At 57.7% G+C, this 24,758-nt stretch carries 25 protein-coding genes; 12 read left to right on the forward strand and 13 right to left on the reverse strand.

Translation table 11 applies throughout. From position 1 onward, the window contains the following. Nucleotides 1–11 precede the first annotated feature (11 nt). The 7 genes from LIX91_RS21970 to LIX91_RS22000 form a co-directional block, all read right to left on the reverse strand. Entirely contained in the window at nucleotides 12–1,514 is a 1,503-nt protein-coding gene (locus tag LIX91_RS21970; protein WP_226489143.1) for an ABC transporter substrate-binding protein, read from the reverse strand. Then, on the reverse strand, nucleotides 1,511–2,644 hold the full coding sequence (locus tag LIX91_RS21975) for an ABC transporter ATP-binding protein (RefSeq protein WP_226489144.1): 1,134 nt from the start codon (nucleotides 2,642–2,644) through the stop codon (nucleotides 1,511–1,513). The genes LIX91_RS21970 and LIX91_RS21975 overlap by 4 nt, the downstream gene beginning before the upstream one ends. Next, entirely contained in the window at nucleotides 2,641–3,657 is a 1,017-nt protein-coding gene (locus LIX91_RS21980; RefSeq protein WP_050511487.1) for an ABC transporter ATP-binding protein, read from the reverse strand. Before LIX91_RS21980 ends, LIX91_RS21975 begins: the two co-directional genes overlap by 4 nt. Then, on the reverse strand, nucleotides 3,654–4,391 hold the full coding sequence (locus LIX91_RS21985; RefSeq protein ID WP_003401136.1) for a FadR/GntR family transcriptional regulator: 738 nt from the start codon (nucleotides 4,389–4,391) through the stop codon (nucleotides 3,654–3,656). Before LIX91_RS21985 ends, LIX91_RS21980 begins: the two co-directional genes overlap by 4 nt. A 289-nt stretch (nucleotides 4,392–4,680) precedes the next feature. Then, nucleotides 4,681–5,043: a hypothetical protein gene (locus LIX91_RS21990; protein WP_226489145.1), complete on the reverse strand. Its 363-nt coding sequence runs from the start codon at nucleotides 5,041–5,043 to the stop codon at nucleotides 4,681–4,683. Next, entirely contained in the window at nucleotides 5,040–6,404 is a 1,365-nt protein-coding gene (locus LIX91_RS21995; protein WP_226489146.1) for an acyclic terpene utilization AtuA family protein, read from the reverse strand. The genes LIX91_RS21990 and LIX91_RS21995 overlap by 4 nt, the downstream gene beginning before the upstream one ends. After that, nucleotides 6,405–7,697: a CitMHS family transporter gene (locus LIX91_RS22000; protein WP_003416743.1), complete on the reverse strand. Its 1,293-nt coding sequence runs from the start codon at nucleotides 7,695–7,697 to the stop codon at nucleotides 6,405–6,407. A gap of 131 nt (nucleotides 7,698–7,828) precedes the next feature. On the opposite strand from LIX91_RS22000, the gene LIX91_RS22005 reads away from it, so the two are divergent. Then, complete coding sequence (locus LIX91_RS22005) at nucleotides 7,829–8,728, forward strand: LysR family transcriptional regulator (RefSeq protein WP_046237778.1); 900 nt, start codon at nucleotides 7,829–7,831, stop codon at nucleotides 8,726–8,728. A gap of 67 nt (nucleotides 8,729–8,795) precedes the next feature. Continuing rightward, nucleotides 8,796–9,323 carry an NUDIX hydrolase gene (locus LIX91_RS22010; protein WP_226489147.1) on the forward strand — a complete coding sequence of 176 codons (528 nt, stop codon included), beginning with the start codon at nucleotides 8,796–8,798 and terminating at the stop codon, nucleotides 9,321–9,323. Between the two features lie 154 nt (nucleotides 9,324–9,477). On the opposite strand, the gene LIX91_RS22015 is transcribed toward LIX91_RS22010, so the two are convergent. Further along, a complete protein-coding gene (locus tag LIX91_RS22015; RefSeq protein ID WP_074954959.1) occupies nucleotides 9,478–10,314 on the reverse strand; it encodes a PhzF family phenazine biosynthesis protein in 837 nt (278 codons plus the stop codon). Nucleotides 10,315–10,856: 542 nt separating this feature from the next. On the opposite strand from LIX91_RS22015, the gene LIX91_RS22020 reads away from it, so the two are divergent. The 8 genes from LIX91_RS22020 to LIX91_RS22045 all read left to right on the forward strand — a co-directional run bounded on the left by LIX91_RS22020 (nucleotide 10,857) and on the right by LIX91_RS22045 (nucleotide 17,129). Further along, complete coding sequence (locus LIX91_RS22020; protein WP_226489148.1) at nucleotides 10,857–11,168, forward strand: hypothetical protein; 312 nt, start codon at nucleotides 10,857–10,859, stop codon at nucleotides 11,166–11,168. Nucleotides 11,169–11,445: 277 nt separating this feature from the next. Then, nucleotides 11,446–12,522, forward strand: coding sequence for a hypothetical protein (locus LIX91_RS22025; protein WP_103695835.1), 1,077 nt, complete (start codon nucleotides 11,446–11,448; stop codon nucleotides 12,520–12,522). A 103-nt stretch (nucleotides 12,523–12,625) separates the two neighbouring features. Beyond that, nucleotides 12,626–12,805, forward strand: a complete 180-nt coding sequence (locus tag LIX91_RS22030; protein ID WP_226489161.1) for a hypothetical protein — start codon at nucleotides 12,626–12,628, stop codon at nucleotides 12,803–12,805. A gap of 188 nt (nucleotides 12,806–12,993) precedes the next feature. Beyond that, the gene (locus LIX91_RS22035) at nucleotides 12,994–13,389 is read left to right on the forward strand and encodes a hypothetical protein (protein ID WP_226489149.1); all 396 of its coding nucleotides are present in this window, start codon (nucleotides 12,994–12,996) and stop codon (nucleotides 13,387–13,389) included. Between the two features lie 81 nt (nucleotides 13,390–13,470). Continuing rightward, nucleotides 13,471–14,853: a GntP family permease gene (locus LIX91_RS22040; protein ID WP_032698529.1), complete on the forward strand. Its 1,383-nt coding sequence runs from the start codon at nucleotides 13,471–13,473 to the stop codon at nucleotides 14,851–14,853. 218 nt (nucleotides 14,854–15,071) lie between these two features. After that, a complete protein-coding gene (locus tag LIX91_RS25945) occupies nucleotides 15,072–15,311 on the forward strand; it encodes a hypothetical protein (protein ID WP_371675494.1) in 240 nt (79 codons plus the stop codon). Next, nucleotides 15,308–15,553 carry a hypothetical protein gene (locus LIX91_RS25950; protein ID WP_371675331.1) on the forward strand — a complete coding sequence of 82 codons (246 nt, stop codon included), beginning with the start codon at nucleotides 15,308–15,310 and terminating at the stop codon, nucleotides 15,551–15,553. The genes LIX91_RS25945 and LIX91_RS25950 overlap by 4 nt, the downstream gene beginning before the upstream one ends. 505 nt (nucleotides 15,554–16,058) lie before the next feature. Continuing rightward, nucleotides 16,059–17,129, forward strand: a complete 1,071-nt coding sequence (locus LIX91_RS22045) for an alpha/beta fold hydrolase (RefSeq protein WP_100071827.1) — start codon at nucleotides 16,059–16,061, stop codon at nucleotides 17,127–17,129. Nucleotides 17,130–17,155: 26 nt separating this feature from the next. Here LIX91_RS22045 and LIX91_RS22050 read toward each other — a convergent pair whose 3' ends face one another. The 4 genes from LIX91_RS22050 to LIX91_RS22065 form a co-directional block, all read right to left on the reverse strand. After that, a complete protein-coding gene (locus LIX91_RS22050; RefSeq protein WP_226489150.1) occupies nucleotides 17,156–18,481 on the reverse strand; it encodes an NAD(P)/FAD-dependent oxidoreductase in 1,326 nt (441 codons plus the stop codon). A gap of 40 nt (nucleotides 18,482–18,521) precedes the next feature. Next, nucleotides 18,522–19,190 (reverse strand): haloacid dehalogenase type II, encoded by a 669-nt coding sequence (locus LIX91_RS22055; RefSeq protein ID WP_046269344.1) that lies wholly within the window; start codon nucleotides 19,188–19,190, stop codon nucleotides 18,522–18,524. A 191-nt stretch (nucleotides 19,191–19,381) separates the two neighbouring features. After that, nucleotides 19,382–20,737: an aspartate aminotransferase family protein gene (locus tag LIX91_RS22060; protein WP_226489151.1), complete on the reverse strand. Its 1,356-nt coding sequence runs from the start codon at nucleotides 20,735–20,737 to the stop codon at nucleotides 19,382–19,384. Between the two features lie 26 nt (nucleotides 20,738–20,763). Further along, nucleotides 20,764–21,849, reverse strand: coding sequence for a phosphotransferase (locus LIX91_RS22065; protein ID WP_226489152.1), 1,086 nt, complete (start codon nucleotides 21,847–21,849; stop codon nucleotides 20,764–20,766). Between the two features lie 288 nt (nucleotides 21,850–22,137). Between LIX91_RS22065 and LIX91_RS22070 the strand changes: the two genes are divergently transcribed. Continuing rightward, the gene (locus LIX91_RS22070; protein ID WP_100071831.1) at nucleotides 22,138–22,821 is read left to right on the forward strand and encodes a GntR family transcriptional regulator; all 684 of its coding nucleotides are present in this window, start codon (nucleotides 22,138–22,140) and stop codon (nucleotides 22,819–22,821) included. Nucleotides 22,822–22,976: 155 nt separating this feature from the next. Then, complete coding sequence (gene tspO, locus LIX91_RS22075; protein ID WP_226489153.1) at nucleotides 22,977–23,417, forward strand: tryptophan-rich sensory protein TspO; 441 nt, start codon at nucleotides 22,977–22,979, stop codon at nucleotides 23,415–23,417. A gap of 103 nt (nucleotides 23,418–23,520) precedes the next feature. On the opposite strand, the gene LIX91_RS22080 is transcribed toward tspO, so the two are convergent. After that, the gene (locus LIX91_RS22080) at nucleotides 23,521–24,699 is read right to left on the reverse strand and encodes a DUF2252 domain-containing protein (RefSeq protein WP_004404630.1); all 1,179 of its coding nucleotides are present in this window, start codon (nucleotides 24,697–24,699) and stop codon (nucleotides 23,521–23,523) included. Between the last annotated feature and the right edge of the window lie 59 nt (nucleotides 24,700–24,758).

Below are 24,758 nucleotides of genomic sequence, written 5' to 3' on the forward strand. Positions count from 1 at the left end.
GCGCCCGTCAGTCATGGTTTGAACGCGACATTGTTCAGACGAATCAGACCATCCGGGTTAGGGACGAAACCGGTCACGTTGTTACGCATGGCAATGATTCGCGGGTCGAAATACAGGTAGGCGGTCGGTACTTCATCGGCCAGCAAGCGCAGCGCGTCGTTGTAGAGTGCCTGGCGTTGTGCAACGTCGTTCACGGTGCGCGCCTTGTTGAGCAGTTCGTCCAGCCTGGCGTTGCAGTACTTGCCGTCGTTCTGGCCGCCTTTGCAGGTCACGAACTGATGGATATCGCCATCCGGATCAGGACGGCCCGACCAGGCGCTCATGCCGATCTGGAAGTTGCCGCTCGCCTGTTCGCTGAGCATCGTCGCGTATTCAGTGGCAATCAGGTTGACCTTGAAGCCCGCTTCTTCAGCCATGGCCTGAATGATCTGCCCGACCTGTTGCGCGATGGGGTTGTTGGCCACTTTCAGGTCCACCGCCAACGGTAGTTTCACGCCGGCCTGCGCCAGCAGCGCCTTGCTTTTCTCGATATCGCGAGCCGGGATCGGCAGTTCCTTGTCGTAATACGGGCTGTTTTTCGGGAACGGCTGAGCGCTTGGCGCGTACAGACCCTCGAACACCACCTGATTAATCGCGTCGCGGTCGATGGACAGCTCAAAGGCCTTGCGTACGCGCTTGTCCTTGCCCATCGGCGAGTTGGCTTTTTCGCCGTTGCCGATGTTGAACATCAGCTGCATGTAGCCCAGGCCCGGTGTGTTGTAGATCGCCAGCTTGCTGTCGGACTTGACGGTTTTCACATCGGTTGGCGCAACACGCTCGATGATGTCCAGGTCGCCGGAGCGCAGGTTGGCCAGGCGCACCGAGGTGTCCGGAATCGGCAGGAACACCACTTTGTCGAAGTGATACGCCTGTTTATTCCAGTAGTTGTCAAAACGCTCCAGCACGATTCGATCCTGCTGCACGCGCTGGACGAATTTGTAAGGGCCGGAGCAGACCGGGTTGGAGGCGAACTCGCCTTGCGCGGCTTTCGGCGCGAGCATCATCCCGGCACGGTCCGACAGCTGTGAAACCAGCGTGGCATCGGCTTGCTTGAGCTTGATGGCGACGGTTTTTGCGTCTATCACCTCGACGCTGTCCACCGAGGCCAGCTCGCTTTTGCGCAGGGAGTCGGGGAGGGTGCGGGCGCGGTCGAGGTTGAACTTCACCGAGGCGGCATCAAAAGGTTCGCCATCGTGGTACGTCACGCCTTCGCGCAACGTCATGGTCAGGGTTTTACCGTCTTCGCTCCAGTTCCAGGCAGTGGCCAGTTGCGGCGAGTAGGTCAGGTCCGGGTTGACGTCCACCAGTTTGTCGCACAGCGCGGTGTACACCAGACGGCCGGAGTAGGTGCGCGAACGATGCGGATCCAGCACATCGGGATCGTCCTGAATGCCGATGCGCAACGTCGATTCGGCGAAGGCAGCGTTGGCGGCCAGCAATAACAATGTTCCTGTCACGACGTGTGCGATTTTCATGGCTGGCTCTCCACTGCAAGGGATTGATGGTGCTTGAACAGATTCAGGCGCTGCGTATAGGCAGCGCTGGGTGTCAGAAGGATCAGCGTGGCGCTGCCTGCGTTGGCGATTTCGCGCCAGAAGTGGCAGGCGACCTGGCGGTCGGCCTCGACGGTTTCCATGACCGGCGCAGCCTCCTTGCACAGCGCACGGGCGTGCGGGCAACGGGTATGAAAGCGGCAGCCTGAAGGCGGGCGGCTGGGGCTGGGCATATCGCCGCCGAGTAACGGACGTGGCTGGCGCAGGTCAGGGTGGCTGACCGGCACGGCGGCCATCAGCGCTTGGGTATAAGGGTGCAACGGGTTTTCGAACAGCGCGTCGACCGGCGCCAGTTCGACGATTTCACCCAGGTACATCACTGCTACGCGGTCGCTCATATGGCGAATCACGGCCAGGCCATGGGCAACAATCACCAGGGTCAGGCCGAATTGATGCTTGAGGTCTTCGAGCAGGTTGACCACTTGTGCCTGCACCGAAACGTCCAGCGCCGAGACCGGTTCGTCACCGAGGATCAAGCGCGGCTCGGAAGCCAGCGCGCGGGCGATGCCGATGCGCTGGCGCTGACCACCAGAGAATTCATGGGGATGCCGACCGCCGTGTTCCGGAGCAAGGCCTACCGTGCGCAGCAACTCGGCGACCCTCGCCTGACGGTCGCTGCGGCTGGCCTGGCTGTGCAGCCAGATCGGTTCGCCAACGATGGATTCCACGGTCATGCGTGGATTCAGCGAGGCGAACGGGTCCTGAAAGATGATCTGCAGGTCACGGCGTACCTGACGCAGCTTTTCCGGTGTCAGGTTGGCGAGGTTGCGGCCCTCGTAGATCACGTCACCCGCAGTCGGTTGCAGCAGGTTGAGCAGCAAGCGGCCAAGCGTGGATTTGCCCGAGCCGGACTCGCCTACCAGTGCCAGCGTCTCGCCTTTGCGGACCGACAGGTTGACCTCATTGACGGCCTGTACCGGTGGCTTCTTCGGCTGCAAAAGACCGCTTTCCACGGCAAAGTGCTTGCTCAGGCCGATGCCCTCCAGAATGGGTTTCTGCGCGTTGCTGTCGGGGCTGACGCGCCCGGTGATGTCTGGTTCGGAAAGGTTCACGCACTGACTCCCACATGCTGTTCCAAAGGCGCACGGATGCACGCGGCGAAGTGTCCGGGAGACAACTCAAGCAGCGGCGGGCGTTCGTCTCTGCATTGCTGGATCACGAACGGGCAGCGTCCGGCGAAGCGGCAACCACTTGGCATTTCTGCCGGCGTCGGTACTCGCCCATTGATTGTTGCCAGGCGGCCTTCACGAGGACCGATCGAGGGCATCGAGCCCATCAGGCCGATGGTGTACGGATGCTGCGGATCGTCGAACAGGGTTTTCACCGGGCCGCTTTCCACGACGCGTCCGGCGTACATGACCATGACCTCATCGGCGACTTCGGCAACCACGCCCAGATCGTGGGTGATCAGAATCATCGCAGTGCCGGTCTCGGTCTGCAGGTTGGCGATCAGCGAGAGAATTTGCGCCTGAATGGTCACGTCCAGCGCAGTCGTCGGTTCGTCCGCTATGATCAGCGCCGGGTCATTGGCCAGCGCCATGGCAATCATGGCCCGTTGCCGCATGCCTCCCGAGAGTTCATGCGGGTAGGCGTCCAGCCGCTGGCGAGCGTCCGGCACGCGGACTTTTTCCAGCATGTCCAGAGCCCGCTGGCGGGCAGCCTTGTCTGAAAGGCCCTGATGACGCATCACACTTTCAGCGATCTGCTCGCCAATGGTGAAGACCGGATTGAGGGAGGTCATCGGCTCTTGGAAGATCATCGCCATGCGGTTACCGCGCACGTCCAGCAGCCGCTCTTCGGACATGCCCAGCAAGGCTTCATCGATCAGCAGCGAGTCGCTGGCGCCTACCTTGGCCGTGGTCGGCAACAGGCCCATCAGGCCCATTGAGGTCACGCTCTTGCCGCAGCCGGACTCGCCGACGATGGCCAGGGTCTTGCCGCGCTTGACGGAAAACGATACGCCGTCGACAACATTGGCGGGCGCACCGGCAAAGCGGACGGTCAGGTCGCTGATGCTGAGCACCGTGCCGTCGCCGTTTTCTGTGAGGTGGGCAGTGGCGCTCATAGGCTGGCCTCCAGGTCTTGGTTGATGACGGTGTTCAGTGCCTGTTGCAGCGCACGTAAATGGCCGCGCATGGCGGTGGCAGCCTTGATCGGATCGCGGCTTTCAATGGCGCTGACGATGTCGTCGTGATCATGACTGTAAGTGTCGAGGCGATCGGCATTGCGCGCCCGGTGACGCAAGTCGCGCCAGGCCGGGTCCAGACGGATCGCATCGAGCATTTCGAAGATGTCCAGCATGAGCCGGTTACCCGCCGCTTCGGCAATGGCGCGGTGCAGGGCGCTGTCCCACAGCTCGATGCCCTCGGCATCGGTCTGCTCGGCGACCTGCTGGCGAGTGGTGCGCTCGGCGAGGCGGCGCAGAATCGCCATCTGTTCACCATTGGCCCGTACCGCTGCCAGTGAGGCAAGTGCCGGTTCCAGGTGCAGACGCGCTTCCATGACCTCGGTGAAATTGGTCCGGCCGGAAAGCCGCGCGAAGCTCATGGCGGCGCTGGGTGGCGTCGGTCCGACAAAAGTCCCTTTACCCTGTCGGCGCCAGACCTGGCCTTCGGCCTCCAGCACCGATAGGGCGCGACGAACTGCGCGGCGGCTAACCCCGAAATCGGCTGCCAGATCGCGCTCGGTAGGCAATGCCCGCTGGGGGAAGGCTGCATGCTGGGCAACGATCTGGCGCAACGCATCCAGCGCCAGTTTCGAAGAGTTGTCGATGGGAATGTCAGGGTCGAACCTTTGCATCGTGGTACTCGCGCCAGACCGAAAAAAGAGGCCCTGAGCTGCCCGCAGGCAGGGGTTCCAGGCAAAAGGGCTGGTGCAAGAGCGATGCCAATGAAAATTGGTTCGGTAGATTTTGAGCTACAAGATGACCAGCGACTGGCGACGATCAAGCCTGGCGGGCCAATGTTCAAAGGTCCGCCTGACTGGTACGCGACGTGCTGAGAGGATTGGTTCGCCGGTGGGTGAACCAATTTTTCAACGGGTACGGATTTGTTGCATGAATGCGTGCAGGGTGCGCCAAAGTGCGCCGCTAGGGGGGCGACCGAAGTGTTGCATTGGCCGGCGCGGCTTGCCACTCCAAGGCCAGATCGAGCAGTGCGGCCCCCAGCGCCTTGCCGTGGGCATCGAGCGCCAGTGACCGTGTGACTCCGCCACGCAGGACGCCGGGCAGGACGAAGTTGAGCGCACCTACACGCGGCAGTTCGTAGCGCCTTACGGGGTGGCCATTCAGGTCCAGCAGTTCGGCAAAGTGTTCAGTGACCCGCTCCACCGTCAGCAGCTCAGCCAGACGTGGATAATCGTCGATGTGAAAGGCAACGATGGAGATATTCGAGACGTCACCCTTGTCACCGGTACGTGTGTGCGCGATGTCCCGCAGTTTGGTGGTGTTCATGTCAGGTCCTCCAGGTGTACGTGCAGGTTGACGTGGTCTCTCGGCACAAACAGTGACGCCACCGCGACCACCTGGCGGACTGACTTGCTCGCACCGCCGCCGCCGTACGGGCCGTTGGTGTAGAGGGTTTCTACTTCATTGCCAACGCGTACCGCATCGTTTTTATCCACGCAACGCGCGGCCACCCGAAGGCGTACCTCCCAGGGCTCGCCCTCGGCTCGCGCTCCTAGGTGACTTCCATGCAAGGCGTTAACGCCGATCAGCTCGGCTCGAATGTCCTCACATTCCACGCCTGTCAGGGCCAGACGTTTGAGCACGATGTCCTTCGCCAACTGTCCGCGAGCCAGCGCGCCGGGGCCGCCGTAGGACATTTGTCCTTCGCCGATCCAGCCATCGAGAAAACCCACTGACACCTTCAGCGTCTCGGGACGTGCGCGTCCGTCCGCCCCCTGAACGCGTACTTCGTCTCTCGCGATGGAATCGAAGGCCGCATGAGTGAAATCTGCGCTGACATCGGGCGTCAGGTAGGAGGCAGGGTCATGCACTTCGTACAGCATCTGCTCGGTGCAGGTGGCGGTATCAATGCGGCCACCGGAACCCGCCACTTTGCTGATAACGGCGTTGCCTGCCGCATCTATCTCGGCCAGCGGGAAGCCCAGGCGGTCGAGGTCCGGGACGTCTTTAAAACCGGGATCCGCGAAATAGCCGCCGCTGACCTGGCCGGCGCATTCGAGCAAATGCCCGACCAGGGTCCCGCGGCCCAGCAATGCCCAATCGTCCTCGGCCCAGCCGAACTCGAACATTTGCGGTGCGAGAAACAGTGACGGATCGGCGACCCTACCGGTAACGATCACGTCAGCATCGGCGCACAAGGCCTGGATGATTCCTTCCGCGCCCAGATAGGCATTGGCCGAGATGAGTCTGTCGCCGATGGATCGCAGAGACTTGCCGTTGTCGAGGGTTTGATCGGGCTGTTGCAGCAGGGCTGCGAGCACGTCATCGCCTGTCAGCGCTGCGACTTTCAAGCCGGTCAGACCAAGCTCTTTCGCTATCCGGCGTATTTCGCTTGCGGCGCCAAGCGGATTTGCAGCCCCCATGTTGGTGATGATTCGCAAGCGGCGGCGTGTACCGTCAACGCCTTTGCCCACAAAAGGCAAGACCCGGCGCATGCGCTCGCTCAGCAATGGATCGTAGCCTGCTGATGGGTTTGCCAGACGCGACTGTTGTGCGAGCGCAATGGTACGTTCTGCGAGGCATTCAAATACCAGGTAATCCAGTTCTCCATGCTCGGCCAGCTCGATCGCTGGCTCGATGCGGTCGCCGGAATAACCGGCCCCTGAACCAATCCGTATGGTTTTCATTCAGAAAACTCCTATGACCATAGCGGTCAGGGTCATGATGACCGAGGCCGCAAACAGGAAAGGGATAGTGAAGCGCTGATGGTCGGCCAGTTCGATCTTGCACAGCCCGACCAGCAGAAAGGTTGCGGGCGTCAACGGGCTGACCGGGAACCCGGTGGTATGCACGCCAAGCAGCGACGCTTGCGCGACCTGCATCGGGTCGACGCCGAGCGCTTTGCCGACCTCGGCGACCACCGGCATGATGCCGAAGTAGAAGGAGTCCGGATCGAAAAGCAGGCTCAGGGGCATGGATATAAAGCCTACGACGACCGGGATCAGCTTGCCGTGCCCGGCCGGGATCTGGCCCACGGCCACTTCGGCCATGGCCTTCAGCATCCCGGTGCCTTGCATGATTCCAGTGAACACCCCGGCAGCCAGCAGAATACTGGCCATTGTCAGGGCTGTTTTGGCGTGTGCGTCGATACGCGCCCGTTGTGCGTCCACTGCAGGGTAGTTGATGCACAAGGCAATCACGGTGCCGAGCATGAACATCACCACCGGATCGACAACCCCCGCGATCATCACGCCCATCACCACCAGCGTCAGCAGCAGGTTGACCCAGAACAACCGAGGCTTGCGCAGTTCACGCTCGGCATCGCTGAGCACGCGTTGGTGGGGTTTTACATCAAGATTCTCGGGGCCCAGACCCAGGCGTCGCTCTTCGCGCCGTCCCAGGAAAAACGCGCAGGTGAAGACGAAGATCAGTCCGACGATCTGCACCGGAATGAGCGGCTGAAACAGATCCGAAACCGGCACGTGAAGGGCGGCGGAAGAGCGCAACACCGGGCCCGTCCAGGGCAGGAAGTTGACCCCCGCAGCCATCGCCGTCACGCACGCCAGTATGCGTTTATCCATGCCAAGACGCGTGTACAACGGCAGCATTGCGGGAATGGTCACGAGAAAGGTTACCGCGCCGGAGCCGTCCAGATGCACCAACAGCGCCAGCAGTGCGGTGCCCATGACGATGCGCGTTGGCCGCGTACCGACCCGTTTGAGGATGCGATCGATGATCGGATCGAGCATGCCGGCATCCGTCATGATGCCGAAGAAGAGGATGGCGAATACAAACATCCCGACTACGGGCGCAACGTTCTTGATGCCTGTGATGATGAAGCCACTGGTTTGCAGACCAAAACCAGCGAGGAGGGCGGCAATGATCGGCAGGGCGATCAAGGCAACCAGGGGTGATATGCGTTTGCTCATAATGCTGACGAGCATGGCAAGGATGGTTATCACACCAACTGTGGCGAGCATAGGCTGATCCTCTTTGGCATCCCTGTGCGCGGCAGCGACGAGACACCCTATTGTTGTTTTGCAAGAGTAATAGCAACGACGCTATGCTCTGTGAATTGAAATATTCAGTGGATCATGTTCGGAAAAACAAAATGAAGAATTCGATCCAGCACATTCGCGCCTTCCTGTCAGTCGCTCAGACCGGCAGTTTTTCCAAGGCTGCAGCCGCTCTCAACTTGTCGCCGTCTGCACTGACCGTGCAAATCCAGCAGCTGGAGGATTGGCTGGGCGTTGCCTTGCTGGAACGAAGCCCACGCCATGTCTGCCTGACCGGCGCCGGGCAAAATGCGCTGTTGCCCATGGAGAAACTGCTGCTGGATCTGGACAACATCGTTAACGCCGCGCGGGACATCGCAGCCTCACGACGCGGCTTGATCAGCATCGCCGCCTTGCCATCGCTGTGTTCCGGCGTACTGCCTGCAGTGTTGAAGACGTTTCGCGAACGGTTTCCCGGTGTCGAGGTCAGGCTGCGAGATGTCGTCGCGCAGCGAATCGACGCGCTTGTACTAGAGCGCGAAGTGGATTTCGGATTAGGCGTGCAGGCTCGGCCCACCCACGGGCTGGAGTTCAACGCCATCCTGGAAGACCGGTTGTGCCTGTTCGCTCCAAAAGACCATCCCTTGGCGAATCGCCGCGCAGTGAGACTGAACGAGATAGCTGGTTTCCCGATCGTTCTTACCGGCAGGGAAAGCAGCGTTCGCGATCTGGTCGAGCGAGTGTTTGCTGACGAGCAACTGCCTTTATCTGCGGGCTTGGAAGCCAATTACATGTCTACCGTGCTTGCTTTGGTCAGACAGGGGCAGGGCATTACGCTTCTTCCCGAGTCAGCGGACGATGGGCGGGGAGACCTGAGTAAAGTGCCAGTCGATCATCCGGGTGTTGTTCGGCAGATTGGGCTTATTACCCGTACGGAGCAAACAATGGCTCCAGCCGTTGTCGAATTTGTTCGGTTGCTGGAGGATCTGCGTACGCTCGGCCGACACAGCTGTTGACTTGCTATGGGTACAATCACGCAGACAACTGCTTCGAATTCTCCAGCTCACTTGAAATGAAGACCCCATGCAACTCATTACCGAAATCATTCATCCCGAACTGAAGTCCACACAGGGCAGAATATTCCGACGCCATGCGGCACGCGGCATCGTATTGCGGGATGAAAAAATACTTTTACTGTTCACTGAGCGCTATAACGACTTCAGTTTCCCCGGAGGCGGCCTGGATGCCGACGAGGACGTTGTTACTGGTCTGAAGCGTGAACTTGAAGAAGAGACGGGTGCTCGTGAAATTCAGGTGCTCCAGCATTATGGTTACATCGAAGAATACCGGCCCTATTGGAAGCCCCAGTATGATCTGATGCACATGACTTCGCATTTTTACCTGTGCGAAGTCGCGCACCAGTTAGAGCCTGTGAGGATGGAAAGCCATGAAATAGCCAATGGCATGCGGCCCGTCTGGATCAGCGTAACTGAAGCCATTGCCCACAATGAGGCTGTTATGCAGCGCCAGGAATCTTCGATGGGGCAGTCCATACAGCGTGAGACCTTTATGCTGAGAAAAGTCGCCTCAGAGTTGATCGTCAACCGGTGAGCGTTTTATGTCTGGGTAAAGTGCAAGAGGGGCGCTTGTTGGTGTTGATGGATAACTCAACTAAATGACTGTTTAGTTGAGTTATCCATCTCAGGGGTTTTAAGGCTGGGCGAGGGCGGTTGTTCGGCAGCTCGACCTGATGTTTAATCATCTGCTAAAAAGAGACCCGACCGGCAATGCATTTTTGAACCTCCCCACCAACCCAGATGCGCTCGCCAATGTGTTCCACCTGAATTCGTCCGTGACGCCCCAAAGCCGTACCTTGGCTGACGGTATATCGTTTTTGCATTAGTCCGGCTGGTATTAGCCATTGGGCAAGGCTGGCATTAAGGCTACCAGTAACAGGGTCTTCGGCAGACCTGTCACTAATGAAGGCTCGAACTTCAATATCAGCTCCTGCATCTCGCCCGATCCAAGGCGCAAAGGCGCCTACGTTTAACCCGTTCAGTGCTGCATAGTCTGGATGTATTGCCAACAATTCTTCACGCGAGCGCAGCATTACCACAACCCAACCCGGACCGTTGTCTGCCCATTGGCTCGCAATAATACGGTCAGGTGCAACACCCAATCCATCGATGATGCGGTGCAAAACATCGTCTTCAACCGCACCTCCACGCAGCAATGGTGGTGCCGCGAAAGCCAGGCGAGTGCCGTCGCGGCGGATGTTAACTAAGCCTGCACCACACTCCTGAACGACTTCTTTACTTTGCGAAAAACCATTATCCCCCAGCCACACGTAACAGCTGCCTAAGGTAGGGTGGCCAGCGAAGGGAAGTTCACGCATTGGAGTAAAGATACGTACACGATAATCCGCATCAGGATGGGTAGGACGCATGAGAAATGTAGTCTCGCTGAGGTTTGTCCAACGTGCGAACGCGGCCATTTGCTCGGTGGTCAGATCATCAGCGTCGCATACGACTGCCAGGGCATTGCCTTCCAATGGCTTACTGGCGAATACATCAACCTGGTGAAAACTCAGTGTGTTGGGCATAAAGCTCTCGTCGGTTGGTTTGCGTGGGAACGATAACCCTAAATACATCGCAGGATACTGTCCACATAGACGCGAGTTTGCCGCCTTGCGAAGACTCGGCGAAGAGCCGGTTCTTGCGTTCAGGAGCCCATGGTTGGATCTGGTTTTCGACCCCAGCGCGCTCTTGAGTGTTTTCAGGCTCGTGATAGATCAACGTGCAGTACGTTCGAGCTTCTGCTTTTTCGCGGTCGCCACTGGGATTGTTTGCAAGGACCGGAAGCTGCGAATCAATCGCCGCGATGAAGTGTTTGCATGGCTTCTGAAATGCGGTGGGACTGGGCCAGGCTGCGTAGCATCTTGTTACGCATAATGTATATTATGTTAAATGACAGGTCATGTCATAGATGTTCATGAGCTGCCCAAGCCACTGATTCGACAAACCCGCTTCTGGCGTCCACTCTCTCAACGGGCCATGTACCTCGTGTTCATGGCAAGTCATTGAATGAGGTGGCTGCCGATGAAGCTGATTCAGTGCCTTTTCTCTTCAGGTCAATGCAGCGCCGTTGCCCATACTCGTTCCGTTCATCTACGTCCAACTCAAACTCAAGCACCGCGCTTACAATACTGCTGCGGCGCATCTGCGCGCGATCCAGGCTTTCTACACCTATGCCAAAACCCGAGATCTGGATATCGATGAGGCCATCTTGGCCTGCCACTTTGAGGCGATTCTGGCTTTGCTGGATGGTTACGCCATCTGGCTACAAAGCGGCCGTCAGGCCGATAATTTGGTCGCCCGAATCGGCACAGCTGCGACAGCGCCTTTTCCGCAGATCGACCTGCGTACGCGTGGCCAGTACCTGCGGCTGTTGAAGTAATACCTCTCCTGGTGCGTTACCCGTTACATCCCGCGAGCTCGGCAAAACTCTTCCACCCTGGCAAACATCGAGTTGGTATTTTTCGCGCACTTCCACGTGCTGCTCGACGGTGAGTAGATCACCGTTACGCACGAGGAATACTAAAAAAGGTTAGGCTTGGGAGAGGCATGAAAATCTCCTTTTTAATATGATACGATTGGATCTACAGGCTGAGCAATGTTGGTCGCTCGGAGCACTTGTAAAGCGTCAACATGATTAACACAGCACAGGATGTAAGATGCGTACTGCGTTCAAACTACTGGTTCACGAATCAGATGGTCAGAGATACGAAGATTTGTTCGTCAAAATAATGTCCTATAGTGATCCGGATTTTCAACCGATCAAGGCGTACGGCAATATTGGAGATCGAGGCAATGACGGCTGGGTGGCCAAGAAAGGTCGTTACTATCAGTCCTACGCGCCTGAGTCATTGGCAAAAAATACGAAAAGCGCACTTAGTAAGCTGTCTGAAGATTTTGAAAAGTTGAAGAGGTTTTGGAATTATCTATCACCTGTTCGAGAGTTTTACTTCGTCGTTAATGATAAGTTCAAGGGCGTCTCCCCTCACATCTACGAAGCCGTTGATAAACTGAAACATCTACACGACTTAGATCGCTCAGAAGTGTTTCTGGCAAGCCAATTGGAAAACAAGCTCTTCTCGCTTGAGCACGACCAGATCAAGCAGGTGCTGAACTCATTTGAGCCTTCACCGCCCGCTCACAGCCTCAAGGTTGTCGACTTCTACGAGGTGATTGATGAGGACGAGGACAATCAAAAAGACCGGGATGATCTCGCTACCGAAGTCGAACTGAAGCTGAGAAATTCGGGCTCTGAAGTCGCTTTCGTTAAGGAAATTTCAATCCACACGGTTAAGCATTGGAACCTCGTGACAGACCGGAATCACCGGATTGTAGATGTTTCAGCTACCTATGACATCTCTCTCTCCGAGAAGGCTGGAAGCGTAGCCAAGAAAAAGATTCACCACGAATTAAAGCCTCAAGAAACGGATAGAATCAGGTTTAAGCTGCACTCGAAATTTTGGGCAGACCCGGACGGATTGTCGCTCTATCTCATTGAGATCAACGTTCATTTTAATGAGGAGACGGCGCCAGCGACCTCCCGTCAGACGATTGTGAACGTGCGTCCATCGCACATTAGCCAAGGCTCGTATTTTGGAGGCTACTCCCCCGAAACGGTAACGAATAACAAGGCCTTGGCGCGCGAGGTTCTTGAGCTGCATGCAGGAGGTGTTGGCGTTGAGGACTACGTGGTCGGAGCGTTGGAGTCATGGATGCTAGCGCCCGACACACCGTAGGCTACAGGTAGCGTTGTTGATGCTGCTGGCGTGTTGCCGCTGACCGAAAACTGACCCAGGTGTTCAACTGCTTCTGCTCGCTTTCCGAGCAGGAGAACACAGGGTGATCAGCATGGAAATGTTGGGGAAAATTCGGCGGATGTACTTTCGCGACAAGCTGGCGCTGCATCAGCTAACCAAGCGTACCGGGATGAACCGGCCGCTGCGCTGCTCGGCTTTCATGTCTTGCGCGGTCATGGCGAAGCCCCAGTGCAAGGCGCCGACGAAGCTCCTGCCCGGCTGAGGCTTTCCGAAAGCGCGCGGCCTGGTGTTTGTCGGAACTCGATAGCTACCACCCGCTTGATGGTGAAGAACCAAGTGCTGCCGGGACCCGACCCACACCCACAAGGCCACTCTTGACAATTTCTCATCGCCCGACAAATACTTCGCCTTGATTCATATAAATGACTATATAACAAGGTGAATCACTCAATGAATGCTGTGCACAACGATAACCGTCTGCCCCTTTACCAGTGCTTTGATGACCCCTTGGCTCAGCAGATTGCAAACATCCAAGGGCGCTCCGGCGAAGCTATTCCTACGGAGACGTCACGTTCAGCTGAACACCTGCTATCGACCTGCATCGTACCCAAGGCGGTAGATGCGCGGGTCAACGCAGGTTTGCTGGAGCGTCAACAAGGGCGCCGCACATTCGTCCGTCGACCTCTTCGCTTGCCGGACATCAAAGGCCTCAACCTTGGTGCTGCATGTGCCCGCGCCCATATTCGCCCCACACCTAAACTACCTGACAGCATTGGCATAGCAGCAGAATACGGCGTGTTCGCCTTTCCTAATGCGGCCTTTGCACGCGGATGCTCCCAAGCTTGATTTTTAGCGTGCTTCGGCAGCGTTACGACTTTTTTCCAAGGCTGAGTACAGCCTCAGCGCTCCCATTACTGAGACCTCTTCATGACTACCCTAGATATACAACTTCTAATGACAGCGCTTGTCAGCGTCTTGGTGCTGGTGGCACTGATCGTGTCACGACTCAAGATGCACCCGCTTTTGGCCCTGTTGATCGTTTCCGTTGGAGTGGGCTTTGCCACCCAAATGCAGCCCGAAAGTATCGTCGCTCATTTGATCACTGGTGCCGGAAAGACACTGGGGGCAGTTGGGATCGTAATTGCGCTTGGCGCGATGCTCGGCAAAATCCTGGCTGATGCTGGCGTCACGGAGCAAATAGCCGAGGTCATCCTTAAGCGCACCTCGGATCGCATGATTCCTTGGGCAATGATGATGGTTGCGTTTGTAATTGGCATACCCATGTTTTTCGAAGTGGGTCTGGTGATCATGCTACCGCTGATATTCAGTGTGGCGCGAAAGCTGGAAAGCCAGGCTCGCTTCAAAGGCTCGGCATATGTTTATGTCGGTGTTCCTGTGATTTCCGCGCTCGCCGCTATGCATGGCATGGTACCTCCGCACCCTGGCCCGTTGACGGCCATCGCCGCGCTAAAAGCCTCAGTAGGCCCGACAATGCTCTACGGCTTTATCGCGGCTATTCCAGCAATGATTCTGGGCGGACCACTTTACGGTGCGTTCATTTCGAAGCGCATGAGCACCAGGCCTGACCAGGCATTACTTGATCAGTTTACTCTGGCTGAAAAAGCCGACAATCAACACCGTCCCAGCGTTTGGCTCGGCGCACTGGCAGCCCTGCTACCGGCGATCCTGATGCTGATAAATGCCGTCGCCGAGATGCTGCTACCCAAGGGCAATGCGATCCTGCAGATGGCCAGTTTCGTGGGCAACCCTCTGATATCCATGCTCTTAGGCGTGCTTTTCGCTGGCGCAAGCTTGGTACTGGCGCGTGGTGGCAACGCTGAAAAGCTGCGCGATTCGCTGGGTAAAAGCCTCAAACCTATTGCCTCCATCATCATGATCATTGCTGGAGGCGGGGCATTTCAGGAGCTGCTGACGAGTGCCAAGGTAGGCGATGCCATTGTGCACTTGACCCAGCAGTCTGCCTTCCCTCCGTTGATCCTGGGTTGGCTGATAGCGATGTTGCTCTCGGTCTCTACAGGTTCCGCAACTGTGGGTATCGTAGGCGCTGCGGGCTTGCTGGCGCCGCTTGCGGGGGCCGATCCCAGCCTTAACCTGCCCTTGCTGGCATTGTCCATCGGCTGCGGTTCGCTGTTTTTCAATTATGCAAATCACGCAGGCTTCTGGATGGTAAAGGAGTCCTTTGGCATGACAATGGGAGAAGCGACGAAGACGATCTCGGTGGTTCAATCCATTGTGGCTGTGGTCGGATTGATTGTGGTGTTGATCCTGAATGCGGCTATTACAGTTTAAGCGCCCCGCCCCGCCCCGCCCATGCGGCTACGCCCTCAAGCGCATGGGTGACCGGTGATGCATCGGTTGCATGCTTCGATAGTCGCCCAGCGTGATGTTGTGCTCGAAGGTTTAGACCACTACAGCTCTCTGATTTGGTGATGAGCACGGTAAGCTTTTCATATCTAAACTCATAACCGAGTCAGCTGCAAAGCATTAAAAATGCAGGCGTCGACCACCTGGCTGTAGAGTTTGTAAAGCACTCCGATGGCGCGGCATTCAGAGAAGCATTGAACGATGGAAAAAGCGCTGTCAAACACTTTCTGGAAGCATCATGGGGGCGACACGGAGACGCTTGGCTAGACAAGGTTTCTGAGGCGCTGTGCAGTGCTCATCGTGCAGGGATTTATGTTTCAGGAATTGATAGAAGAATGGCGATAGATCAGCCTAAAACGCCGATGCAAAAATTTTGTACATGAAAAAGAGGCTAGCTTTAAATGTAGCGTGGGATGCGGCGGCTTCAAGAGAGGCTTCCGCTGTCTGCGCGAACAAAAGTATCGTATGGGGCGGTGCCGGCCATTTCAGCAACAGCAAGACTGACGGACCAAAAGACATGCGGCCAGGCTTGGTAATCTCGTTTGATCTGACTGGAAGAGGCTCTAGCAGAATCAATGATGCTGATGAACATAGCCATATCGTGATCGCTGGCGAGGATAACTAAAGAAAACTATTACTGGTTAATTTTCCTTAGCCATTGCATTTGACGTCCTGGCGAAATCCCGAGCAAGGTCATTGCTTCCGGTCAAACCGTTTGAGGTTTTCAGCTGCGTTTCCATCGCTTCGACTGGGCTGACTGGGCTTCTGGCCCAGTCAATCCTCTTACGGGCGCAACTCACTCACCCCCCTCCACCGCTCCCTCGCTAACGCGCGAACTCGCTTTTTTTCAAGCCTGTTCTTCAAAATAAAGCTGCGCCAAGGTGTTAAGTAATGTTATATAAAAATTAACTTAACATTATCTGATCGTTGGACGATGATCCTTTCGACATCCATGACGCCCTGAAAAAAATACAAAACGGGACGGGAACCAAGATCCCATGTATCGACACCGGGGACATTGCGCCGCGGTGGCACCATCCCAAGGGCCAGCGAAACGCGCGCCAAGTAATCAATCTCCTGCAAGCATCGGAGCGCAGGACCTCCTAAAACAAAAATAATAGGACACAATCATGCATAGATTCATTTCACGTCCCGCGATCGGGTTGTTGTTTTCTGTAGCGTTACTGGCCTCCGCCGTCAGTGCCGCGCCGTTACCTGCCGCGACCGAGGGCGACTGGGTTGCACCGCAGTTCACCTTCCATACCGGTGAGAAACTCGCCAACCTCAAACTGCACTACATCACCCTTGGCAATCCCAAAAATCCCGCCATCCTCTTTCTGCACGGCACCTATCGGCCAGGCAGCGATATGCTGAGCAAGGATTTTGGCGGGGAGCTGTTCGGCCCTGGTCAGCCGCTGGATGCAAGCAAGTACTACATCATTTCCACCGATGGCATTGGCGTAGGCCAGTCAAGCAAACCATCGGACGGCTTGCGCACTCGGTTTCCGGCGTACAACTACGACGACATGGTTCAAGCCCAGTATCGCTTGGTCACCGAAGGCCTGGGTATCAAGCACCTGAGGCTGATCATCGGCAACTCCATGGGCGGCATGCAAACCTGGATGTGGGGCCAGAACTGGCCGCAGATGATGGATGCGCTGGTGCCCATGGCGTCCCAACCCACCGAAATGTCATCCCGCAACTGGATGATGCGCCGCTTGCTGGTCGAGTCAATCAAGCAAGACCCGGCCTGGAACAACGGCAACTACAGCGCGCAACCGCCGTCCCTACGCTTGGCCAACGCGATGTTCAGCATCGCTACCAGTGGCGGTACTCTGGCGTATCAGGCGGCTGCCCCGACCCGCGCTCAGGCCGACAAACTGGTGGATGAACGTCTCGGCGCTGCACAAACCGCCGACGCCAATGACTTTATCTACCAATGGCAATCTTCCGCCGACTTCAACGCAGCCCCCGGTCTGAAGAAAATCCAGGCGCCGGTGCTGGCCATCAATTCAGCGGACGATGAGCGCATCCCACCGGAAACAGGCCTGATGCAGGCCTCGATGAAAGAACTCAAGCACGCACGGCTATTACTTATCCCCGCCAGTGCCGACACTCGTGGTCACGGCACCACGAGCATGGCGAAGTTCTATAGCAAGGAACTCGGGCAGTTTATGCGCGAGACTGAAAAGGTGAAATAAATCCACCCCCTCGCCCCAGCTTCAGCTCAAAAGTCCGCCACCTTGCCCCAGGCGGACGTTTGAAAGCGGTCCGGATGATAAGGACGCGGATCAACAATGGGGCTCACACCGCTGACAATATCGGCAATAAGATGACCCGCGCCCGGACCAATACCAAAGCCATGCCCGCTGAACCCGGCCGCGATCACCAACCCCGGCAGGCTGGACATTTCGCCGATACCGGGAACGCCGTCTGGCGTACTGTCCACGTAACCGGCCCATGACGCCTTGATCGACGTACCCTGCAGTGCCGGCACCAGTTCCACCGCGCGCTTGTAAGTCAGCGCAACCGCAGAGGCGTCAGCGCTTGGGTCGAGAATGCGCATTCTCTCCATCGGCGTGGGCTGGTCCAGGCGCCAGCGCTTCAAGCTTTCGTGGCCTGCTTGCCAGCCTTCCAGCCCCCCAGGCGCCAGGTTGCGCCAGCGGCGCTGAAACATTGGCAGGAATTGTGTAGAGAACCTCAGCAACTGCGGCGTGATATCGACTCGCCCCCGGCCACTGATCGCCAGCGTGTAACTGCCATCAAAGCGGCGGGTCATGGACGCGCCGGTGGTATGCAGCGCACTGGGAATTTCCTGGCTCGGTGCGGTGACCGAAAGTACGGTCTGACGAATCGTCGCTTGCGGGAAGCGAATACCATACTGGCGACAGAACGAAGATGCCCAGGCGCCTGCGGCAAGCACCGCGAGCCGGGTGCGGATGGTGCCTTTTTCGGTGACGACTGCCGACAAGCGACCGCCTTCGGTCTCGACGCCCCGCACGGCGCAGTCCTGATGAACGCTACTGCCCAGTGCCATGATCGCGCGCGCGACTGCGGGGGCTGCGCGGGAAGGATCGGCAATGCCATCGGTGGGCGCAAACACCCCGCCTTTCCAAGGCTTGCCTGTTGCCCTGCCCCGTTCGGCGGCCTGCTCGGCGGTAAGCATCTGGGTCTGCACGTTGACGGTACGCGCAAACTCGCCCCAGCGCGCCCACCCTTCCAGCTCCTGGTCGTTGTTGCTCAGGTAGAGCAAGCCGCACCGCGTAAAGCCGGTCTGTTCACCGGATTGCTCGGCGAATTGCTCCCACAGTTCCAGGCTTTTGGTGGCCATCGGCAATTCACGCGCATCGCGATTCTGCTGGCGGCACCAGCCCCAGTTACGGCTTGACTGCTCGGCGCCTATGCGGCCCTTTTCGACCAGTGCGATCTTCATGCCGCGCCTGGCAAGGTAATAGGCGGTAAACGCGCCGATGATACCGCCGCCGATCACAACCACATCGGCCTCCGCCGGCAGATCTGCAGAGGTATGCACGGGAGTTAAAGGTGCTGGCATGTTCTGGTTATCCACATGAGTTCAAAAGAGAAACCTGTTGCTAGAGCCCGACCAGTCCGGCCAGCCCGCCGATATCCGCGATCTGGTGGTAGCCGAAAGCAGCATTGGCCGGCTGTTCATGCCCCCGGGCCACGAAGGCTTTGTGCTTGATCTTCATGTCGTGGGCCGACATCAGGTCATAGCGGAAGCTCGACGAAACGTGCAGCACATCCTCTGGCCCGCAGCCCAGGTTATCGAGCATGAATTCGAACGCCGCCAGACGTGGCTTGTAGGCCTGGGCCTGCTGGGCGGTGAAGACCTTGTGAAACGGTGCGCCGAGCTTGTCGACGTTTGACATGATCTGTTCGTCCATGGCGTTGGAAAAAATCACCAGGGGAATCTTGCCAGCGATTTTCGCCAAGCCCGCCGGCACATCAGGATGCGGCCCCCAGGTCGGCACGGCGTCGTAATACACCTGGCCTTCGTCGCGGTATTCGATGCCCCAACGCTTGCACGTGCGCGCCAAGGCTATCTTGAGAATCTGGTCATAAGGCAGCCAGCTACCCATGACCTGGTCCAGGCGATAGGCCGCGTAGTCCTTGATGAATTGTTCCATCCGCTCAACCGGTATGCGATCGGCAAACAGATCCCGCGTCAGGGCTGCGGTTTTGAAGTTGGTCAATGTGCCGTAGCAGTCGAAGGTGATGTACTTGGGGCGAAGATCGCTCATGAATGCGGTCCTTGATCAGTGATGAGGTCATTGCGGCGCAAACCGCTGTGGTGTGCCGAGCATCTGGTCCTCATGGGTTTATTACACCACCATGAGGCCGTAAATAAGCGCTTAAACGCAGGGCTGTCTGGTACAAAACGCCGTTTAACAGGCCCGCCTCGGCAGACTTTATCGAGGCGCCTGGGTGGGCTTCACAACTCGGCAAAAGCGCTTTCCAAGGCGTCAAGCAGGCGACCCGCCTCCCTTGCTGTCCAGATCAAGGGCGGGCGAATTTTCAGAATGCTCGCATCGGGTCCGGTGGCGGAAATGAGCACCCTTTTTTCCCGCAGATGGTTGACCAGGCGCAGAGCGGTCTGCATGTCAGGCGTTTTGCTGGCTCTGCCCTTTACCAGCTCGACGGCGAAGTACATGCCGGTGCCTCGCACGTCGCCAATCTGCTCATACCGCGCAGCCAGGTCTTTAAGGCCCGCCATGATCAGGCTGCCCACACGGTTGGCGTTGGCCATCAACTGCTCTTCGGTAATGACATCCAGCGTCGCCTGGGCGGCCGCAATCGCCACGCTGTTGCCGCCAAAGGTATTGAAATAGCGCATGTCGCGACCGAAGCTTGCGACCACCTCCGGACGCACCATCAACCCCGCCACCGGGTAGCCGTTACCCATGGGTTTGCCCATGGTGATGATGTCCGGCTCCACCGCGTGGCGCTGATGCCCCCAGAAATGCGTGCCGCTGCGACCGAACCCTGACTGGACCTCATCGGCGATGAACAAGCCTCCAGCCTTGCGCACTACCTCGGCGATCGGCCCGAATACATCGACCGGATCACAGAAAACGCCATCGGACGAGAACAGGCAGTCGGCAATGAACGCCGCGACGCCGCCGCCATGGCGCTGGATATCGCGGATCTGCGCCGCCACCTGGTCGGCCATGTAGCGACCCAGTGCTTCACGTGGGATGCGATAGGAGTCCGGAGCAGGCACCCGGCGCACGAACGGGTCGAGCTTGGCATTGATACCCAGCGACGGCGAAAAGGCTGCCACGGTCGCCGAGTTGCCGTGGTAGGCCTCGGCGGTGACGATGACCCCCGTATTGCCGGTGTGATGCCGTGCAATGCGGATGGCAAGATCGTTGGCTTCCGAACCGCTGCACGTGAACATCAAGTGCCCGTCGGCGCCCATCTCTCCGTCCGCCGTGGCGCGCAGCTGTTCGGCGTAGTCAAGAATGCCGTCCTGCATGTAACGAGTGTGGCTGCACAGCTTATTCATCTGCTCAGTGATGGCAGCGATAACGCGCGGATGGCAATGCCCCACCGACACCACGTTGTTGTAGGCATCCAGGTACTCGTTGCCGTCCTTGTCGTACAGATAAGCCCCTTTGCCACGCACGACCCCCACCGGCTCGTTATAGAACAACCGATAGGCAGGCCCCAGCAAATCGGTCCGACGCTGAATGTGTTCACGTGCAGCAACGTCGAGGCGATCGACGTTGGCAGGGTTGAAGCCGTTGGGCATGTCACCACGGATGGCCTGGATGTTTGAGTTGCTCATTTAAAACCCCCTAAGCAATGGATGAATCAGTGGGCGAAGTGCATCAGAAGCGCTGACATCTGTGACGGTGACCGGTTAAGCATCCAGTCCAGCTGGCCCCATCCCGGCGCCGCGTTCCTCAAGATGTAGGCACTGTTCTGCGGGAAAAGCTGCGAGCGCCAGGTGGTAATCAACGCTCTGGCAACCAGGCGCGCCATGGCCAGGTGCGGGATAAGGGCTAGCTCCTCAGGCGTGAGGTCGGAAACTTGCAGGTAGCCTCTGAGCAGATCCTTGGCGGGGGCAAAAATGTCGAGGTCCTGGCCGGGGTGCACTGCGAGCAACTGGTTCATCATGGCAGTGGACACATCGATGGCAATGGCAGTCTTGACCGTGTCGCCGAAATCGATGATCGCCCCGACGCACTGCGGGCGATGGGCATCGATGACGATGTTCGAGGTATTGAAGTCGTTATGCAGCACTTGTTGTCGGCACCCGGCGATCAAGCCCTCGACCTCGCCAAAGCGTTCCAGCGCCCGCTCCAGCGAGTGTCGACGCACGGGCTCTATGACACCATTGAGCAGGGGCTCAAGCACACGCAGGTGCTGCACATCCCAGCACACCTTGCGGGATTCTGCCGGGTGGGCAAAGTCGGCAGTCGCCAGCCTGAGGTGCGCGAGCAATTGGCCGATCTGCTCGCGCCCCTGGGTATTGAGGGTGGTTTTATCCAAGGGAGTGCCTGGCAGAAAGCTCAGAAGCCTCACCTGCCTTGACTCACCACTTTCCGTTACGACGGGGGTCAGGTATCCGCCGTCCAGCGCGGGGTAAACCCTGGGAATCGGCAATTGGGGCGCCCTGCGCCCAATATGCTGCATGACTTCGATTTGCAGCGAGAGCTCAACAGGAGCTTCCTGCGGGTTAGCGATCTTGAGCACATAAGACTGACCGCTTGAACAATCGCAGCGAAACGTATCGTCTTTTTCTGTGGCGAAGCGCGTCAACTGCGCGCTGATACCAAATTGCTCCAGCACAATGCGCCGGCCTTCTTCCAGCGACACTGGCGTGAAAGGCGCCGCCAAATCGCCCTGCAAGGCGATAAGGCTTTCGCTGAATTCTTCTTTTCCAATCACTTGCATCGCTGGACTCCTAGGCCGGCAAAGCCATGCATGGCACGACGTCGATGCGTAGATATTGTGCTACAACTATTTTTATTGGAAGCGAATATTTCGGTTGAAAGGCCTGATTTTCAGGTAATGTCTTTTAAAAAGGCATAATAATCATGTGGTTGAAATGATCTAAAAAAATTTCTAAAAATGAAATTGTTGTACAAATTAAAAAGAAGCTTGATCGCTTACTGGTGTGCGCACACCCAGTCGTACTAGAATCGCGCACTCTACCGAGCCCCAACCCCCGTCGTGGTTACCATGATTCTTTCCAGCGCGAACATCGAAACATCCCCAGCCAGGCTCTCGGCGGTCGAAGCACTGGCCGCGAAGCTCAAGGCCAGGATCCTGAACGGCGACTTCGAGCCAGGCGAATTCCTGCGGGACGTCAAGATGGCGGAAGAGTACGAAGTGGCGCGCAACACGTTTCGCAGTGCGGCACAGTTACTGGTGTCATTCGGCTTGCTGCTGAAAGTGCCTCATCGCGGATTCTGCATACCCGAGTTCGGCCCGGACGACGTCGTCGACATCGCCCGGCTGCGCGGGGTACTGGAAACTGAAGCAGTGCGCATGATTATCCTCAATGGCACGGTCCCGGCTGACGCGCTGGACGCCGTAGAAAGACTGCGCAATACCGCGCCCGATACCCCGCGCTCAGACATTGTCACCGCTGATGGTGACTTCCACCGGGCGATCATCCGCGCCAGTGGCAGCGCACGCCTGCAGCGCAGCTATGCCATGCTGGAAAGCGAGATTGAGCTGCTGCTGGTACTGCAACAGCCGTGTTATGAGGACCCCAAGCAAATCGTCAAGGACCATGAGCACTTGATAGCCTGCCTTCGCAGTCGCGACTTCGAAACAGCCCGCACTGCGTTTGTCGAGCATTGGGAGGATTTGAGCGCCAAGCTATTACGCGCACAGTTCGAGCGACGGCAATCGCTGTGAAGCCGTGCAGCATCGCTCGTCATTCAACGCTGGGAAATTGCACCCCTACGCCCTGCCCCTCACATCAAAAAAACGGACCTTTTCAACGCAAAGGCGTCCAACCTGGGTATCGCTAAGACCGATCAGCCTCATAAGCCCTCGACCCAGGACCACCCATGACCTTCTTCATTTTCCTTCTAGCCTGCTGCGCCGCCGGAGCAACCGGCATCATCTTCAAGCCGGGAGCATGGTACGAATCTCTTGAAAAACCGAGCTTCACCCCGCCTGACTGGGCGTTTCCGGTGGCGTGGACGACGATTTATCTGCTTCTCGCCTGGGCCGGCTATCGCCTGACGCTGATCCCCGGCAGCGAGATCGTGCTGGCCTTGTGGGCGGCTCAAATTGCGCTGAATACGCTGTGGACGCCGGTATTCTTTGGCGCGAACCGCCTCGATGCTGCGATGGTGATTCTGGTTCTGCTGTGGATCGTGGTTGCCGCGATGATCGTAATGGCCTTGCAGCTGGACATCATCACCGGGCTGATTTTGTTCCCCTATCTGGTCTGGCTCTCGGTGGCAGCGGCGCTGAACTTCTCCATTCTGCGCCACAACCGATAAGGGCCTGGCGCTGACTGCGTTATGCGTTATGCGTTCCTCAAGAATATGAGCGGAATATCGATTAACTGAATTCTGTTCCGCTCATCTCGGCATTCATAAGGCGCTACAGCGCGTAGCGCCGACAATGCTCAAGGTAGCCTTGCTCGTGACTGCCGACCAGTTGGACGACACTCGACCATAGCCAGGAGGGAGCGTCCAGGGTATCGGACCGATTGGCTTGCAGATCCCTGATCCACGCCGCGCGTGTGGCCAGGTCCATCTGTCTGGCGTGGGCGTTCCCAACCACTTTTGCGAGATACGCTGCGGCCTGCATGGCCTCTTGCTCAGTGAGCTCATCAAGTTCCAGCTTCATGTCCTGAGGAAGTAGCTCACGTATGAAGAACGAATGATCCAGCATTCGCACGGCAACCATTCGGCTGCCCAGGCCGGGCGACAGGTTGCGGGCGCCCTCCACTACCCGTTTGCCATTGTCTCTGGGCATGCGAGCCCTCGCCGTACGTGGGGCCGCCGCTGCGACGGCTTCCTTGACGTCGAGCAAGCAGAACTCTTCATCCTCTTCATCACCAACACCCATCAGCACTGCATAGCGAAGCAGGCCCAGAGAGCTGCATCCTTTTACCCAATAGGCGGAGTCGAGTAAGCGCACACGGTCATCCTGCGACCTGCCTTTGAGCGATGTCACCAGCGCATGAATCTCCGGCGTTTCACAAAGCTCCTTGATTGCATCGCGCTCCGCACGGGACAGTTGCCAGAAATGCTTGCCAAGCGGAATGGTCGGTTGCGTACCTTCGAAGCGTTCTTTGGCAAGATGCTTCCACGTGCGTTGCACCGCGCTGCGCATTCCGGCTTTCACTTGCGCAGGACGATCGGGCTCTTCATCGTCGTCGCCCATAAAAGCTTCTTCGTAGCCCTGCATCATCTCTTCCAGCATTCTTGCGGTGGTAACGCCGGGCAGATCCGAGCCTCGAGCAGCTGTCGCCAACGACAACCCAAGTCTCACCAGGTCATGGGCAGGATTACCGATCACGGCTTGATCGAGGTCGCGGATATGCATGTCGATGCGCCCTCTCGAATCCCCTGTGGGCCCCAGATTGCCGGCATGACAATCGCCACAGATCCAGACCGGCGGACCGCTGGGCAGACGTCTACCCGACTGGCTGTGAAGCCACTCATAGAACTGGGCGGTATTGCCTCGAACGAACGCGTGCGCAGATCGCGCCATTTTTAGATTGCGTAGATTGATGAGGGATTTGAGACGTGTATTTGGGCGAGGCGTTTTCATCGGAAAACCTTGAAGAGGGTTATTCCATTGACTCTTCATGTGACACGAATGTTTCAAGA

The organism is Pseudomonas sp. B20 (genome assembly GCF_020515755.1).
In the GTDB taxonomy this organism is placed as follows: Bacteria; Pseudomonadota; Gammaproteobacteria; order Pseudomonadales; family Pseudomonadaceae; genus Aquipseudomonas; species Aquipseudomonas syringae.